This window comes from Geomonas sp. Red276 (assembly GCF_054784495.1).
The window spans coordinates 36,861-52,335 of the sequence record NZ_BLXW01000020.1; the positions used below are offsets into that span (position 1 = coordinate 36,861).

Here is a 15,475-nt window from a genome sequence, read left to right on the forward strand (position 1 = left end):
GTTCCCTCTCCTTCAAGGGGAGGGGCATGGTGAGGATAGGGTACCGGTGCTGCCTCACCGTTTGGGTACCGCCATCCTAGGTTTGGGTATCGCCATCCTAAGGTTGGGTATCGCCATCCTGAGCTTGGGTATCGCCATCCTGAGCTTGGGTATCGCCATCCTGAGCTTGGGTATCGCCATCCTAAGGTTGGGTATCGCCATCCTGAGCTTGGGTATCGCCATCCTGAGCTTCAGTATCGCCATCCTGAGCTTGGGTATCGCCATCCTGAGCTTGGGTATCGCCATCCTGAGCTTGGGTATCGCCATCCTGAGCTTCAGTATCGCCATCCTGAGCTTGGGTATCGCCATCCTGAGCTTGGGTATCGCCATCCTGAGCTCCAGTATCGCCATCCTGAGCTTGGGTATCGCCATCCTAAGTTTCCAAAGAAAGTAGGGTGGGCAGCCCTCTGCCCACCTTTCCTCGTGGACCCGCGTGGGCACGGGGTGCCCACCCTACAGTTTTGGCGAGGGGAGGGGAGGGGGTGCCGGTGTAGGTTGATCGTTGGCGAGCAGCAGGCGGTTGCCGGCTTTCATGATAAGGCGGCCGGGGCGTTGGCAGGCGGCCTGGAACTTGGCCAGCTCACCTTTTTTGACCACCACGAGGAAAGGCTTGCCGGAGTCCCACTGGGCGGCAAACTCGGGAAGGGTAGGGAACCAGGCGGCATTGTCCCCCTGCCGGCTCCCGAAATCCAGCTCGTCGCGGTCGTCCCCCACCAGCGTGACGCGGCGGTGGGTGTAGAAGGCGATCCCCTGCTGGTAATCCGACAGGCAGGCGACCTGGACGTCCTGGCGGGGATAGCTCTGGATGGCGCGGGAGAGTTCCCGGGCGGAGTTCTTGACCGCGACCTGCTCGTAGATATACGGCGGCGCTCCGGCGATCACCACGAAGGTGGCGGCGGCCAGCGGCACGATGAAGCCGGCCGGATCCCCCTTGCGCCCCGCGATGAGGCAGACGATCCCCTGGCCGAGGAAGAGGGCGCCCACCACTATTCCCGCCGTGGTCCCGATCTCGGGATGGCGGAAGGTGAGCGGGTAGGCGATGGCGCCGGCGCCGATCAGGATCAGCAGCCCCGCGGTGGCCATGCTCACCCGCCGGATCGAAGGAGCGTTCCATACCTTGACGAACCAGTCCCCGATCAGCAGTGCCAGGGGCGGGAACACCGGGAGGATGTAGGGGATGAGCTTGGAGTTCGACTTGGAGAAGAAGGCGAAGATGATCACCGCCCAGAGAAACAGGAAGAGCTTCTCAGGATCGCTCTTCCGCTCCCGCCACCCGCTTTTGAGCGCGGCCGGGATGAAAAGCGACCACGGGAGCATGGTCCCCAAAAGCACCGGGACGAAGAACCACAACGGCTGGTAGCGGTGGTGAACCTTGGTCAGAAAGCGCTCGAAGTGTTCGTGGATGAAGAAGAAGTGGGCAAACTCCGGGTTGCGCAGGGAAACCAGCACGAACCAGGGGGCGCAGACCGCCAGAAAGACGATGGTGCCGGTGGGGATCCTCATCTCCTTGAGAAGCCGCCAGCGCCTGGTCAAAAGCATGTACATGAAGATGACCGCACCCGGCAGCACGATGCCGATGAGCCCCTTGGCGAGCACCGCGAGCCCCATGAACGCGTAGAAGAGGTAGTAGTGGAGCCCCTGCCTCGGGTACCCCTCCCGCGCCGCCAGCATGAAGAAGATGAAGGCGCCGGTCAGGCAGAAGGTGAGGGTCATGTCGGTGAAGTTGATCCGGGACTGGATCACGAATCCCACCGAGGTGCCGAGGATGATGGCGGCCAGCAGCCCGCTGCGGCGGCTGAAAAGCCGGCGCCCGACCCAGTAGGTAAGAAGGACGGTGAGCAGGCCGCAGAGCGTCCCGGGGACGCGCGCCGCCAGTTCGCTCTCGCCGAAGATCTTCAGGGAGATCACGTTCAGCCAGTAGTGAAGCGGGGGCTTCTCGAAGTACTTGACGTGGTTGAGGATCGGGGTGACGAAGTCCCCGCGCACCAGCATCTCCCGGGGGATCTCGATGTAGCGCCCCTCGTCCGGGTCGATCAGGGGGAGCCGCCCCAGGAACTGGAAAAAGAGTACCCCGAAGCCGATCAGGAGGACGCCGAGGTCCCTGAACGCGCTTGCCGCCTCGTCTCTGAAAAATTTCATGCCGCCACCTTCAAGGGTTTCTCCCGCCGGATCAGGTCGTATTCGCAGGCGCCGGGGATGTGCGGGATCACCACCCGCTGGTTGGCATGGGCCACCTGGAGGGGATTCCCTTCCTCGTCGGTCATCTCGGTCAGCGTGAAGGAGGCGAACTGTGCCCCCTGGCCGATCAGTTCCAGGGTGTCCCCGACCTTGAGGCGGTTTCTCACCCCTAAAAGGGTCCCGCCGCCAGAGCTTTCCTGCACCATGGCGACGAACTCGTAGCTCCTGATGTAGCGGCTCAGGTACTCGTGGTCGACGTCGCGCGGTTTGCCGAACAGAAAGCCGGTGGTGTAGCCGCGGTGGCTCACCTTGCTGAGCTCTTCCAGCCACTCCGGTTTCAGCCGGTAGCCGGCGGGGTTTTCCCAGTAGCTGTCGATCGCCGCCCGGTAGACCCTGATGACGCTCGCCGCGTAGTAGATCCCCTTCATGCGCCCCTCGATCTTCAGGGCGTGGACGCCGCTTCCGATGATGGCGGGGAGGTGCTCGATCAGGCAGAGGTCCTTCGAGTTGAAGATGAAGCTCCCGCTGTCGTCCTCGACGATCGGGAAGTATTCGCCGGGGCGGGTCTCCTCCACGATGGCGTAGTTCCAGCGGCAGGGCTGGGTGCACTCCCCGTGGTTGGCGTCCCGGCCGGTCATCGCGCTGGAGAGGAGGCAACGCCCGGAGTAGGAGATGCACATGGCGCCGTGGACGAAGACCTCCAGCTCCAGGCCCGGGCATTTCCGAGCGGTTTCGCTGACCTCGTCGAGCGGCATCTCGCGGGCGAGGTTCACCCGGCTCACCCCCTGGCCATGCCAGAAGGAGGCGCTTTTCCAGTTGGTGGTGTTGGCCTGGGTGGAGAGGTGGATCTCCCGGGCGGGCTGCTTCTCGCGGATCAGGGCGATCACGCCCGGGTCGGCGGCGATCAGGCCGTCGAAGGGGATAGGCTCGATCTCGTCCAGGAAGGCTTCCAGCGTTTCCAGCGCACCGTTGCCGGGAAAGGCGTTCACGGTGAGATAGACCTTCACGCGGTGGCGATGGGCGTATTGGACCGCCTCGGCCAGCTCGGAAACGGTGAAGTTGTCGGCCAGGTTGCGAAGCCCGAAGGCCTTTCCCCCCAGGTAGACGGCGTCCGCGCCGTAGCGGATGGCCACCTTGAGTTTCTCCATGTTGCCGGCCGGGGCGAGGAGCTCGGGTTTAACCCTGCCCGCCCTAAGGCCGTTACCTGTCGTTATGGTATTACTTGTCACGTATGCCCAGTTCCACGTCGCCCCATAAGGGGAGCGAAGTACTCTTTGAAGTCGATGCGGCGCACACACTAGCACAGAACGCCGGTGTAATGAACCCCCAAAAGGCCGCTTTCTCCTTGACATTGACCTCCAAAAAGCTTTAATTATGTTAAATTTTTCTCCGGGAGAGGTTTTTTTGACACTTTTCCCGGCGGCTGCGAGCCCGCTCTGGACGGCCCTTTACCGGCCGACCAGGTACCCCGGCAGGACAAAAATGAGCCCGCCAGCCTCATGAGAGGTTTTTCCAGCCAACATTAGGCAAGCTTGACCGCGGAACCCATTATATATAATGCTGGAGTACGGACCGCGCCGGAGATAGCCCGGCGGGGAGGAGGCCGGGGCGCCCTTAGCCCCTTAAAGGAGCTTATGAGATACCGTTTTCCCGTGGCACTGCTTTTACTTTCCCTGGCGGCCCCCGTTTTCCCGGCGGCTGCGGCGTCTGACCAGCCCACCATCTACACCATCGCCCCTGGCGACACCCTGTGGGGGCTCTCCAAGCGCTTCCTCAACGATCCCCATTACTGGCCAAACCTCTGGGCGGCCAACGGCGAGAACGGGATCGGCAACCCGCATTTCATCTATCCCGGCCAAAAGATCAGGGTCTACAGCGACCGCATCGAGCTGGAGCAGCCCAAGCCGCAGCAGGCGGCCCCGGCCGCGGAGGCCGTCCCGGCGGCTCCCCCCAGTAGCGAGGTCGCCCCGTCCCCCCCCGAAGAGCCGGTACAGACCTTCTCGGTGACCGGGAGCGAAGGATTCCTGGTGGAAGACGGCCAGCCGCCTGTGGGGGCCATCATCGCCACCGCCCAGAACCGCAAGATCGTCGGGACCGACGACATCGTCTACACCGACCTCGGCAGGAGTAACGGTGCCAACGTCGGCGACCGTTTCTCGATCTACAAGAAGATGGGGGCGGTGAGCCACCCGGTGACCAACGAGATCGTCGGGGACCGGGTGATCCCGCTGGGCGAGTTGCAGCTCTCCGAGGTCGAGGAAAAGGCCTCCAAGGCGATCATCACCAAGTCGTACCAGGAGATCACCCCCGGGAGCTACCTGCTGCCGGTGCAGGAGAAGAAGGTTACCGTTCCCCTTAGGGCCGCCGACCGCGACCTGCTCGGGTACATCGTCGAGAGCCAGACCGGCAACAAGGTGATCGCGGTCCGCGACCTGGTCTTCCTGGACCTCGGGCGCGCCCAAGGGGTGCAGCCGGGGAACCTCCTGTACATCGTCCGCGACGTGACGCCCGACCAGCGCTACGCCAAGTCCCGGGTGGACAAGTTCCCGGTCGAGGTGGTCGGCGCCCTGGTGGTGCTTAAGACCGGGCTCAATACCTCGACCGCGGTGATCGTGAAGAGCGTCGACACCATCTACCGCGGCGACCGGGTGGAAATGAGGAAGAGTAGGTAGCTTGCGGGGGGGGAACCCCATGGAGCACTACTACTGGTTCGGCCTGAAATCCGTTCCCCTGGTCGGAAACGTCACCTTCCTCCGTCTCGTCTCGCATTTCGGGACACCGGAGCGGGTGCTGAAGGCCTCGGCGCGGGAGCTCTCCCAGGTGAAAGGGGTGAGCCGGGCCGCCGTCGAATCCCTTTCCAGCCACGACTACCGGCCCTTCGCCGACGCCGAAGAGGAGCGTCTCGCGTCGAGCGGGGCCGCCGTGGTCGACATCCTCTCCGAGCGCTACCCGCGCCTGTTGATGGAAATCCCCGACCCGCCTCCTTTCCTGTACGTGAAGGGGGAGCTCAAGGGGAGCGAGACGGCCATCGCCCTGGTCGGCTCCCGGCGCGCCTCGCAGTACGGGCTCGCGACCGCCACCCGCCTGGCCCACGACCTCGCCGGCCAGGGGATCGCCGTGGTCTCCGGGATGGCCAGGGGCATCGACACCGCCGCCCACTGGGGGGCGCTCAAAAACGAAGGCAGGAGCATCGCCGTCCTTGGCTGCGGTATCGACGTCATCTACCCTCCCGAGAACGGCGCTCTTCATGAGGCCTTGACCAAGCAGGGAGCGGTGATTACCGAATTCCCCCTGGGGACCGCGCCCTTGGCCGAGAACTTCCCCCGCCGCAACCGGATCATCAGCGCCCTCTCCCGCGGCGTGGTGGTGGTCGAGGCAGGCGAGGCGAGCGGCTCGCTGATCACCGCCCGCTACGCGCTGGACCAGGGGCGGGAGGTCTTCGCGGTCCCGGGCAACGTCACCCTGAGCGGAAGCCGGGGGTGTAACGCGCTCATCAAGGAAGGGGCCAAGCTGGTCGATCGGGTCGAGGATATCCTCGAAGAGCTCTCCATCGAGCCCCGCCCGACCGGGGAGATCCCGCAGCCTCCCACCTTCGCGCTGACCGGCCGGGAGGCCGAGATCTACGCCCTCCTTTGCCAGGGGCCTTTGCACATCGACGACCTCATCGTGCGGAGCGCGTTGACAGCGTCGGAGGTTTCCGCTACGTTACTGCGCCTGGAGCTTAAGGGGGCGGTGATGCAGCTCCCCGGAAAGCATTTCGCGGTAACCTGAGCGACCGGCGACCCCGATCGCTTATTTCAATCAACCTAGGTGGACCCATGTCGCACAACCTTGTCATAGTCGAGTCTCCCGCCAAGGCGAAGACCATAGAGAAATTCCTCGGGCCGGATTTCAAGGTACTGGCCTCCTTCGGGCACGTCCGCGCGCTCCCCAGCAAGCAGGGGTCGGTGGACGTCGATCACGACTTCGAACCGAAATACCAGGTGCTCCCCGAGAGCAAGAAGCACATCGACGCCATCAAGAAGGAGATGAAGGGGATCAACTCGCTTTTGCTCGCGACTGACCCCGACCGCGAGGGGGAGGCGATCTCCTGGCACCTTTTGGCCGCTCTCGGGCTGGACGGCAAGAAGAAGGCCGGCTTCGACATCAAGCGGGTGGTGTTCCACGAGATCACCAAGGACGCCATCGTCCACGCCGTCAAGAACCCGCGCGGCATCGCCCAGGATCTGGTGGACGCCCAGCAGGCCCGCTCCATCCTCGATTACCTGGTCGGTTTCACCCTTTCCCCCTTCCTCTGGAAAAAGATCCGCTACGGCCTTTCCGCCGGCCGCGTCCAGTCCGTCGCGCTCAGGCTCATCTGCGAGCGCGAGAAGGAGATCCAGGCTTTCAAGGAGCAGGAGTACTGGACCATCGGCGCCAAACTCGACACGGCGAAGAAGCAGTCCTTGACCGCCTCGCTGGTGGAGGCGGAAGGGAAGAAGCTCACCAAGTTCGATATCCCGGACCGCGACGCCGCCTTCCGGATCTTCGGCAAGCTGGGGGGCAAGGAGTTCCCGGCGCTTGCCGATGACGCGGAGTCCAAGCCGCTCGTGGTGAAGGACCCGGTCAACCCGGTCTACAAGGTCGAGAAGGTCACCAAGAGCGAGCGTCGGCGCCAGCCTTCACCCCCGTTCACCACCTCCACCTTGCAGCAGGAGGCGGCCAGGAAGCTCGGCTTCTCGGCCAAGAAGACCATGTCGACCGCCCAGAAGCTCTACGAGGGGATCGACGTCGGCGACGGCGCGGTCGGTCTCATCACCTACATGCGTACCGACTCGGTGGCGCTCTCCAACGTGGCGCTCGACGAGGCCCGTTCGGTGATCACCACCCTGTACGGGAAGGAATACGCGCTCGAGAAGCCGCGCTTTTTCAAGAACAAGTCGAAAAACGCCCAGGAGGCCCACGAGGCGGTCCGGCCGACCTATATCTCCAAGACCCCGATCGAGGTGAAGAAGTTCCTCTCCTCCGACCAGTTCAAGCTCTACGACCTGATCTGGAAGAGGACGGTGGCCTGCCAGATGGCCGAGGCGCTTCTCGACCAGACCTCGGTGGACATCTCCGCGGGGCCGGGCTTCAGGTTCCGGGTGGCCGGCACCGTCATCCGCTTCGCGGGCTTCATGAAGCTCTACATCGAGGGGGTCGACGACGAGGTCGAAGAGAAGGAGGGGCTCCTCCCGCCGCTTAGCGAGGGGGACATCCTGAACCTTCAGCAGCTCCTCCCCGAGCGTCACTTCACCCAGCCGCCGCCGCGCTACACCGAGGCGACCCTGGTGAAGACCCTGGAGGAGTACGGGATCGGCCGTCCGTCGACCTACGCCTCGATCATGAACACCATCATCGAGCGTAAGTACGCGCGGCTGGACAAGAAGCGCTTCATCCCCGAGGACGTCGGGATGGTGGTCTCCGATCTCCTCACCAACCACTTCACCCAGTACGTCGACTACAACTTCACCGCCAACCTCGAGGAAGAGCTCGACATGGTTTCCCGCGGCGAGAAGCAGTGGCGTCCGCTTCTGCACGAGTTCTGGGGGCCGTTCATCAACCTCTTGAGGCTCAAGGAAGGGGAGGTGAGCAAGTCCGATCTCACCACCGAGGCGACCGACGAGGTCTGCCCGGAGTGCGGCAAGCCGCTGGTGGTGAAGCTCGGCAAGTTCGGCAAGTTCTACGCCTGCACCGGCTATCCCGAATGCCGCTACATCCGTCCGCTCGACAAGGAGACCAACGAGCCGGCGGAGGTGGTGGAGTCCGAGGAAGTCTGCGACAAGTGCGGGAGCAAGATGCTGATCAAGGACGGGCGTTTCGGAAAATACCTCGCCTGCTCCGCCTATCCGAACTGCAAGAACATCCAGCCGCTCGTGAAGCCCAAGGGGACCGGGATCACCTGCGTCGAGTGCGGCAAGGGGGAGCTGATCGAGAAGAAGTCCCGTTTCGGGAAGCTCTTCTACTCCTGCAACCGCTATCCCGAGTGCAAGTTCGCGCTCTGGGATCTCCCGGTCCAGCAGCCCTGTCCCAAGTGCGGTTTCCCGCTCTTGGTGAAGAAGGTGTACAAGCGTCAGGGAGAGTTCCTTAAGTGTCCGAAGGAAGGGTGCGACTGGAAGAGCACCGACTAGCTTTACTCAGTGACCGCACTGTTTCTGGCAATGCCCGCGGGGTCCTCGGACCCCGCGCTTTGTTTCGGGACCTCATCGATGTCCGACAGGTCCGACAGGTCCGACAACCTAAGACGGAGTAACGATTGACTAAGACAGTAACCGTAATTGGCGGGGGATTGGCGGGGTGCGAGGCGGCCTGGCAGATCGCTTCCCGAGGGGTGAAGGTCAGGCTGTTCGAGATGAAACCGAACGCTTACTCGGAGGCGCATCACCTTCCGGGGCTGAGCGAGCTGGTATGCTCGAACTCGCTACGCGGCGATTCGCTGGAAAACGCGGTGGGGCTTCTCAAGGAGGAACTTCGCCGCCTGCACTCCCTTTTCATGGAGGCGGCCGAGGCCACCAAGGTTCCCGCCGGCGGCGCGCTGGCGGTCGACCGCTCGCTCTTCTCCGAGTACATTACGTCCAAGATCGAGCAGCACCCCCTGATCGAGGTGATCCGCGAGGAGGTGACCGAGATCCCCTCCGAAGGGATCGTCGTGGTCGCTTCGGGGCCTCTCACGAGCGGGACCCTGGCGGAAAGGATCGGCGAGCTGGTGGGCGAGTACCTCTACTTCTACGACGCCATCGCCCCGATCGTCGCCGCCGACTCCATCGACCTCTCCAAGGCCTTCCGCGCCTCGCGCTACGGCAAGGGTGACGGCGACGATTACCTGAACTGCCCGATGGACAAGGAGCAGTACGAGACCTTCGTGCAGGAGATCCTCAAGGCGGAGAAGGTCGAGCCCAAGAGCTTCGAGAAGGTGGTCCACTTCGAGGGGTGCATGCCGATCGAGGAGATGGCCAGCCGCGGCATCGAGACCCTGCGCTTTGGTCCCATGAAACCGGTCGGCCTGGTCGATCCCCGGGTCGGGGTCGAGGCGCATGCCGTCATCCAGCTTCGCCAGGAAAACCGGGAGGGGACCATGTACAACCTGGTCGGCTTCCAGACCAAGCTCACCTGGCCGGAACAGAAACGGATCTTCAGTACCATTCCCGGCCTGGAGCAGGCCCAGTTCCTCAGGCTTGGCTCCATGCACCGCAACACCTTCATCAACGCGCCCAAACTGATGCTGGCCACCTGTCAGTTGAAGAGCGATACGAGGGTCTTCTTCGCCGGCCAGATCACCGGCGTCGAGGGATACGTGGAGTCCGCCTCCAGCGGGTTCCTGGCCGGGGTCAACGCCGCCCGGCTGGCCAAGGGGGAGGAGCTGACCGTGCCTCCGCCGGAGACCGCCATCGGTGCCCTGGCCCAGCACATCACCAATGCCGAGGCGGACCATTTCCAGCCGATGAACGTGAACTACGGGCTCTTTCCGCCTCTGCCGGGGAAGAAGATCAAGAAGAAGGAAAAGCGGGGGCTTTTGGCCCAGCGCGGCCTGGAAGCGCTGGAGCAGTGGGGTGCGGAAGTAAATAAGGATACGCCAGGTTAGCTAAAGCGTCGGAACAATTACGTTGAGATAGTCGCCATCGATGTTCTTCGCGGAGGGATGCCATGCGAAGTGACAAGGGAAACCAGGAAATCTCGGTGTTGGGCAGGCTGATTTCACTCGAAGCGCTGGTCTTTGTGATGGGGATAGCTTCCCTTGTCTACGGACTGACCACCGCCAATACTTTCAATCTCATTATAGGGGCGGCGATCACCATCGCGGCTGTCATCCTCGCCTTGAAGTGCCGACGGATGCAGCTGAAATAGTGCCGCCTCGGGGAGACTATCCAATGAAAAGTGCAGTCGTACTCGCCTCGGCTTCCCCGAGACGCAGCGAGCTCCTGGAGTCCGCCGGGATCACCTTCCGGGTCGTGCCCGCCGATATAGACGAGACTCCCTTGCCGGACGAGCCTCCCGTCGACCACGTCCTGCGCCTTGCCGAGGAGAAGGCGAAGGCCTCCGCCAAGCTCAGCCCGGAAGGGCGCTTCTTCCTGGGAGCGGATACCATCGTCCTCTGCGAAGGGGAGATCATGGGGAAACCGAAGGACGCAGCCGACGCCGAGCGGATGCTGAAAAAGCTCTCCGGCATTCCCCACGAGGTGGTGACCGGTTTCGCCATCTACGACCGCGAGCGTGACGGCGCGGTAGGCGAGGCAGTGCGGACCAAGGTCTTTTTCAAGCACCTGCGCGACGAGGAGATCGCCGCCTACATCGCCACCGGATGCCCGTTCGACAAGGCGGGAGCCTACGCGATCCAGGGAGGCGCCGCCCACATGGTCCGCAAAATCGACGGGTCGTACACCAACGTGGTGGGGCTTCCTCTCTGCGAGGTGGTCGAGCAGCTGAGGGTAATGGGAGCCATCTGAGGAAGGGGGAGCCGTGTCGATAGCCGATAACTTTCAGACCATCCGGCAGCGGATAGAGCAGGCGGCGGTGAAGGCCGGCCGGGATCCCAGAAGCGTGAAGCTGGTAGCGGTTTCCAAGACCAAGCCGGCAGAGGCGATATCCGAGGCGCTTTCGGTCGGGCAGACCATCTTCGGCGAGAACTACGTCCAGGAGCTGGTCGCCAAGGCGGCGGAGCTCCCGAAAGAAGTCTGCTGGCATTTCATCGGCCACCTCCAGAGCAACAAGGTGCGCCAGATTGCCGGCCTGGTCGACCTGATCCACTCGGTGGACCGGATTTCCCTGGCGCGCGAGATCGACCGGCAGTGGGGAGAGCTCGGCAAGAGCTGCGACGTCCTCATCCAGGTCAACATCTCCCAGGAAGCTACCAAGAGCGGGACCACGAGCGAAGAGCTGCTCGACCTGGTGAAGGAGGTCGCCGCTCTCCCCCACCTGCGGGTGAAGGGGCTCATGACCATGCCTCCTTTCTTCGATGATCCGGAAGCGGCGCGACCCTATTTCCGGGCGCTGAGGGAGCTGGCCGAAGAGGTAAAAGCGGCGGGCATTGCTAACGTCGAGATGCGCGAGCTTTCCATGGGGATGTCCGGCGACTTCGAAGCCGCCATTGCCGAAGGAGCCACCTTGGTCAGGGTAGGCTCCGCCCTCTTCGGCGAGCGGGATTACAGCAACAGATGACAACAGAAAAGTCAAAGGCGCTTAGAACGCGGATGACGCGGATTTAACGGATTTACGCGGATAAACCTTTTAAGCTTTCAGGTTTAACCCCTTTTATGATTTGTCTTTGCCTGATCCGCCTTTATCCGTCCAATCCGCGTCATCCGCGTTCCATTGATTGAAGGTTTAAGGATACGTCCTATGGACTCCCAGCCCAAAAAGCAAATCTCCAAACTCAGGCGCCCCTTCGTGGCGGCCGGCGCGGTCGTCGGCGTCGGCATATCCGCCTGGTATCTCGCCACCAATTTCGGTATCCCCACCGTTATCCCCGACCCCGTCTGGCTCAAGTTCGTCAAGGTCGCTCTCATCATCTTCTGCTCAATCTATCTGGCCAACCTGTTGCGCAACGCGGTGGAGAAGGTCACCGGAAAACGGTGACCTTCTCCCAGCTTCCGCGCCTCACAAAGGCGTGCCCGCGGTGGCGATGACCCCCTGCATGGTGGCGGTCAATTGCACCACGAGCTCGGCATTGAGGGCGTGGGAGGTGACGTCGCTGAAGGCGGCGGCCGCCGTGATGCGGGCGGTGGCAATGGCGTTGCCCCGCGAGGTGGCTGCCGGCGAATCGGCCGAAACCGCCGGGTCCACGTTGGTTATCACGATGGAGATGGTATTGTCGCTGTTTCGGTACAGCTCGAAGGTGCGGAACTGCTGCGGGAAATCGCGCAGCGACGAGGTCTCCACCTCCCAGAAGCTCCGGGTCGGATCGGTTGGATGAATCTGGGGGGTGACCGTGTTCATGTGCCGGTGCCCGGAGATCCACATGATGAGATTCGGGTATCCCTGCAGTAGCGCCAAGAGGGACGCATCGGAGACCACCGAGGTGGATCCCAGGATGGGGGCGGGGACAAAGAGCGACATCATGGGGGGATTGGACGCCACTTGGGCCGGATCGGTGACCAGGTCCCGGTAGGTCCTGAACGGGATGTGCGCCGCGATGATCATCAACTGGTTGTTGTCCTGCCCTCCCTGCAACTCGGCCTTGAGCCAATCGAGCCGGACCTGGTCCAGGCTCCCCGTGAAGTAATAGGGCTGCCCCGCCCCCCTGCAGTTGTCGTCCAGCACGATGATCTTGAGGGGGATGTCGGATTTCGGGACGAAGCTGTAACAGGCGAAGTCGTCTCCATGGGCCGGGTCCACCAGGTTAAAGCCGTGGCCGACCGGTGCCGAGGTGGTGTTGAAGAATTCCCGTATCCAGTTTCTGCTCGACGAGGTGGGCGTCGCCAGCGAGCGGCGGTCGGGATCGGCAACGACCTTCGGCGGCTGCGAGAAATTCTGCTCCGGTCCCGCTTGGATGACCGCCCCGAACGGGTCGGACCCGTCGATCACCCCCATGTAGTACCCCGTAGCGTTCACCGCCACCTGCGGATCCGGCGCCATTCCCATGTCGAGGATGGTGTCCGAGATATGGGCCGCGTACGTCTTGTCGTTCTCCACCGCCGAACCCATCCAAAACTGATCGTGGTTGCCGAGCACCTGGTACCAGGGGATCGTCCTGTCCAGCCCCGCCGCCTGGAACGGGCGCTGGTAGTCGACCTGGTCCGCCCCGATATGGGCCCCGGAGCTGGGGGTGATGACCTTCCCGTCCAGCGTGTCTATGTACCACCTGAGTTCGTTGTACTGGCAGTTGTTGATGGCATCTCCCAGCGAAATCCCGAAGTCGAAGGGGGATTTTTTGTGCAGGGCGTTGATGGTCTGGACTGCGGCATCGAGCACCTGGGTCGAGGAAAGGAGCACCGCCGAGTAGGCCGACGAATTGGCCGTCGGGCCGAAGGGCGCGCTCCAGGTGACGTAGAGCGGCTGAGCCGGGGACTCCTTATCGGAGATGTGGATGTCGGACATGGTGAAGAACGACATGAGGCGTGCGGCGTGGGGGGCGCTGCCGTAGTCGGGGGCGATGGTGGTCCAGACGGTGTGGGGCTGCCCCCCCCCCACGTGCCAGGCGTCGTACCCGAATTCGGAGTAGAGCCTCACGTCCCTCGGGTTCAACTGGGGGAGGTCGGCGGCTATCAGAACGGGAAGAATCTGCTGCTGGACGGTCGTATAGACGTCCTTGGCGATCGGCCACCGCATGACCGGGGTGGCGGCCGTGGTGGAGGATCCGCATCCGGTCTGGAGCGTCCCGAGGTAGAGGCAGGCGATGGTCCCCGCCGAGTATTTGACGAAATCCCTCCTGGTGAGCCCCCCCTCCGTTTGGGCGCCTCTTTTCTCCCCGCATGAATCCGCATATTGAGAAGATGGCCGGAATTCCACCACGTCTTCCACCTGCAGTTCGCTGCCATTCATCCTTGAATCGTCTGAACCGTTCGATGCCATGTCTTGTCTCCTCATTTATGGAGTAGGTTGCCTGCCTGAGACGGTCAGAAAAGCGGTGGCGATACCGGCAAGGTCGCGGAATTGATTCCTTCGCACTGGGTGAAATCCGCGGTGAGGTTGCCGATGGCGTCGATGGTGATGACCCACAGCGAGTCGTAGTCGTAGGGAGACCACGCCGGTGCGGTAGGGGCACCTCCGTTGGGGAAATAGCTGGAGATGAGCGCGTTGACCAGTTGCGGGGCCTGGGTGTAGGTCCAGCCCAAAAGGAGCTTGTGGTTGGAGAAGGTCCCCCCCGTGAAGAAAAAGGTGCTGGTGAGTTGGGGAGAGTTGGAGGCGCTCGACATGATACTCGATAGCAGGTTGTAGGGGAGGTCGTTCGCGATGGCGAACGGCTGCACGGTCAGGGCCGGCGCGACGCCGGACCACTGGGAGATGCCCGAGCTGCTCACGGTCCCCACGCTCGACTGCGACGGATCGAGGGACCACACCTGGTCGGCATCAACCTTGCCAAGGAGCGCGTTCGGGAGGTCGAGGGCGCGCCATTGGCCGGCGCCGACATAGTTGTTGTCCGACCAGTAGCCGTGCGGATGGGCCTCGGCGTGGCGGACGATATAGACCGTCTGGTTCCGGTTGATGCCGGCGGGGATCACCGCGCCACCCGCTCCCGCGGTGACCGTGATGGTGGCCGGTGTCGGCGTGGTGCATGCGGCGCTCACCAGGGCGGAGGCCGGCAGGGTAGGGTAGGTAACCGCGGGCATGACGTTGCTGTTGAAGGTGACCAAGGCGGGCGACCCGGCGGGAGGGATCGAGATCGCGTAGATGCTGTTGGGGCCGGCGTACTGGGTGGGAACTGCCAGGTTGAAGCCGTGAAGCGCGTTAAGCTTCGCCAGCGTGCTGCTGACGGTCTGCCAGGGGGCGGAAAAGACGTAGTAGCCGGGAGCGTTGGCGGCGATGATGCCGCCGATCAGGGCCTCGTTGTTCCCGTTGGTATCGTTGAAATCGAGGCCCTGGCAGTCGGGGTAAAACTGGGACGGCACTGCGACCCCGCTCGGCACCGCGCCGGACGCGTAGGAGACGTTGATGGGGTAGTTCTGGCCGGTGTAGGGATTACCTCCGGCGGGATCGCTCGACAGGGTGATCTGGTTCAGAAGGGCAAACTGCTGGATGGCCACCAGCGCGTTCATGTCCGGATAACCATGGGCGGTCTGCAGATGGGTCATCGGCTCGAGGGCGTAGATCCCGTTGACGTTGTTACCGCCCAGTACCGACTGCCGCAGGTAGGTGGCCATGGCCAGCGACCGTTGCAATCCCTGGCTGGTGAGGTTAGCCGTACTCTGGTTGACGTCACCGAAGGCATGGTCGTTGAGGTCTTCACTGACAACGAAGACAAGGTTCACGTTGGCAGCACTCAACGGGGACGGCTCGGGGGGCGCAGAGTTGCTGCATCCCAGAAAACATGCCAAAGAAGCCACTGACAGAATCAGTGTCATGGCCGCCTTGCACCACGACCTACTCATGCATCCCTCCTTGCCGAAGCGGCTAATGCCAATGCAGTGCTCTTCCGTGCTCATTTCGGAGAAGGTAGGGGAAAACTTTAGTCGAACGTCATCGATACCTCGACGCCAAAGCGGGAAACACTCCCCGCACCGTGACTCCTTCTCCAGCCACTCTCTGAAATCCCCGACAAGCTGTGGAAAAATTAAGTTGTTTTCGCACGGGGCTTCATGCTAAC

At 62.8% G+C, this 15,475-nt stretch carries 13 protein-coding genes; 8 read left to right on the forward strand and 5 right to left on the reverse strand.

The window, feature by feature from the left end; translation table 11 throughout:
* Positions 1–54: 54 nt before the first annotated feature.
* The 3 genes from ACYVL5_RS14600 to ACYVL5_RS14610 form a co-directional block, all read right to left on the reverse strand.
* Positions 55–411: a hypothetical protein gene (locus ACYVL5_RS14600; protein WP_460596311.1), complete on the reverse strand. Its 357-nt coding sequence runs from the start codon at positions 409–411 to the stop codon at positions 55–57.
* Positions 412–492: 81 nt separating this feature from the next.
* The gene (locus tag ACYVL5_RS14605; protein WP_460596312.1) at positions 493–2,178 is read right to left on the reverse strand and encodes a glycosyltransferase family 39 protein; all 1,686 of its coding nucleotides are present in this window, start codon (positions 2,176–2,178) and stop codon (positions 493–495) included.
* Positions 2,175–3,365: a peptidase U32 family protein gene (locus ACYVL5_RS14610; protein ID WP_460596358.1), complete on the reverse strand. Its 1,191-nt coding sequence runs from the start codon at positions 3,363–3,365 to the stop codon at positions 2,175–2,177. The genes ACYVL5_RS14605 and ACYVL5_RS14610 overlap by 4 nt, the downstream gene beginning before the upstream one ends.
* 486 nt (positions 3,366–3,851) lie before the next feature.
* On the opposite strand from ACYVL5_RS14610, the gene ACYVL5_RS14615 reads away from it, so the two are divergent.
* The 8 genes from ACYVL5_RS14615 (at position 3,852) to ACYVL5_RS14650 (ending at position 11,808) form a co-directional block, all read left to right on the forward strand.
* Complete coding sequence (locus ACYVL5_RS14615) at positions 3,852–4,889, forward strand: LysM peptidoglycan-binding domain-containing protein (RefSeq protein ID WP_460596313.1); 1,038 nt, start codon at positions 3,852–3,854, stop codon at positions 4,887–4,889.
* Positions 4,890–4,908: 19 nt separating this feature from the next.
* Positions 4,909–5,988, forward strand: a complete 1,080-nt coding sequence (gene dprA / locus ACYVL5_RS14620; protein ID WP_460596314.1) for a DNA-processing protein DprA — start codon at positions 4,909–4,911, stop codon at positions 5,986–5,988.
* A 47-nt stretch (positions 5,989–6,035) separates the two neighbouring features.
* The gene (gene topA, locus ACYVL5_RS14625) at positions 6,036–8,366 is read left to right on the forward strand and encodes a type I DNA topoisomerase (protein WP_460596315.1); all 2,331 of its coding nucleotides are present in this window, start codon (positions 6,036–6,038) and stop codon (positions 8,364–8,366) included.
* A 125-nt stretch (positions 8,367–8,491) separates the two neighbouring features.
* Positions 8,492–9,817, forward strand: a complete 1,326-nt coding sequence (trmFO, locus tag ACYVL5_RS14630; RefSeq protein WP_460596316.1) for a methylenetetrahydrofolate--tRNA-(uracil(54)-C(5))-methyltransferase (FADH(2)-oxidizing) TrmFO — start codon at positions 8,492–8,494, stop codon at positions 9,815–9,817.
* Positions 9,818–9,879: 62 nt separating this feature from the next.
* Positions 9,880–10,080, forward strand: a complete 201-nt coding sequence (locus tag ACYVL5_RS14635) for a hypothetical protein (protein WP_460596317.1) — start codon at positions 9,880–9,882, stop codon at positions 10,078–10,080.
* Positions 10,081–10,103: 23 nt separating this feature from the next.
* Positions 10,104–10,679 (forward strand): Maf family protein, encoded by a 576-nt coding sequence (locus tag ACYVL5_RS14640; RefSeq protein ID WP_460596318.1) that lies wholly within the window; start codon positions 10,104–10,106, stop codon positions 10,677–10,679.
* Between the two features lie 13 nt (positions 10,680–10,692).
* Positions 10,693–11,391 (forward strand): YggS family pyridoxal phosphate enzyme, encoded by a 699-nt coding sequence (locus tag ACYVL5_RS14645; RefSeq protein WP_460596319.1) that lies wholly within the window; start codon positions 10,693–10,695, stop codon positions 11,389–11,391.
* A 180-nt stretch (positions 11,392–11,571) separates the two neighbouring features.
* Positions 11,572–11,808, forward strand: a complete 237-nt coding sequence (locus ACYVL5_RS14650; protein WP_460596320.1) for a hypothetical protein — start codon at positions 11,572–11,574, stop codon at positions 11,806–11,808.
* Between the two features lie 21 nt (positions 11,809–11,829).
* Here ACYVL5_RS14650 and ACYVL5_RS14655 read toward each other — a convergent pair whose 3' ends face one another.
* Both ACYVL5_RS14655 and ACYVL5_RS14660 read right to left on the reverse strand, forming a co-directional pair.
* Positions 11,830–13,743 carry a metallophosphoesterase family protein gene (locus ACYVL5_RS14655; protein WP_460596321.1) on the reverse strand — a complete coding sequence of 638 codons (1,914 nt, stop codon included), beginning with the start codon at positions 13,741–13,743 and terminating at the stop codon, positions 11,830–11,832.
* A 44-nt stretch (positions 13,744–13,787) separates the two neighbouring features.
* Positions 13,788–15,260: a hypothetical protein gene (locus ACYVL5_RS14660; protein WP_460596322.1), complete on the reverse strand. Its 1,473-nt coding sequence runs from the start codon at positions 15,258–15,260 to the stop codon at positions 13,788–13,790.
* Positions 15,261–15,475: the final 215 nt, after the last annotated feature.

What these genes read in the sequence shown, in the direction of transcription:
- ACYVL5_RS14610 (WP_460596358.1), bottom strand. Translation starts at nt 3,365, where the DNA reads ATGGAGAAACTCAAGGTGGCCATCCGCTACGGCGCGGACGCCGTCTAC.
- ACYVL5_RS14640 (WP_460596318.1), top strand. Translation starts at nt 10,104, where the DNA reads ATGAAAAGTGCAGTCGTACTCGCCTCGGCTTCCCCGAGACGCAGCGAG.
- topA (WP_460596315.1), top strand. Translation starts at nt 6,036, where the DNA reads ATGTCGCACAACCTTGTCATAGTCGAGTCTCCCGCCAAGGCGAAGACC.
- ACYVL5_RS14635 (WP_460596317.1), top strand. Translation starts at nt 9,880, where the DNA reads ATGCGAAGTGACAAGGGAAACCAGGAAATCTCGGTGTTGGGCAGGCTG.
- ACYVL5_RS14605 (WP_460596312.1), bottom strand. Translation starts at nt 2,178, where the DNA reads ATGAAATTTTTCAGAGACGAGGCGGCAAGCGCGTTCAGGGACCTCGGC.
- ACYVL5_RS14660 (WP_460596322.1), bottom strand. Translation starts at nt 15,260, where the DNA reads ATGAGTAGGTCGTGGTGCAAGGCGGCCATGACACTGATTCTGTCAGTG.
- ACYVL5_RS14615 (WP_460596313.1), top strand. Translation starts at nt 3,852, where the DNA reads ATGAGATACCGTTTTCCCGTGGCACTGCTTTTACTTTCCCTGGCGGCC.
- ACYVL5_RS14600 (WP_460596311.1), bottom strand. Translation starts at nt 411, where the DNA reads ATGGCGATACCCAAGCTCAGGATGGCGATACTGGAGCTCAGGATGGCG.
- ACYVL5_RS14655 (WP_460596321.1), bottom strand. Translation starts at nt 13,743, where the DNA reads ATGGCATCGAACGGTTCAGACGATTCAAGGATGAATGGCAGCGAACTG.
- dprA (WP_460596314.1), top strand. Translation starts at nt 4,909, where the DNA reads ATGGAGCACTACTACTGGTTCGGCCTGAAATCCGTTCCCCTGGTCGGA.
- ACYVL5_RS14650 (WP_460596320.1), top strand. Translation starts at nt 11,572, where the DNA reads ATGGACTCCCAGCCCAAAAAGCAAATCTCCAAACTCAGGCGCCCCTTC.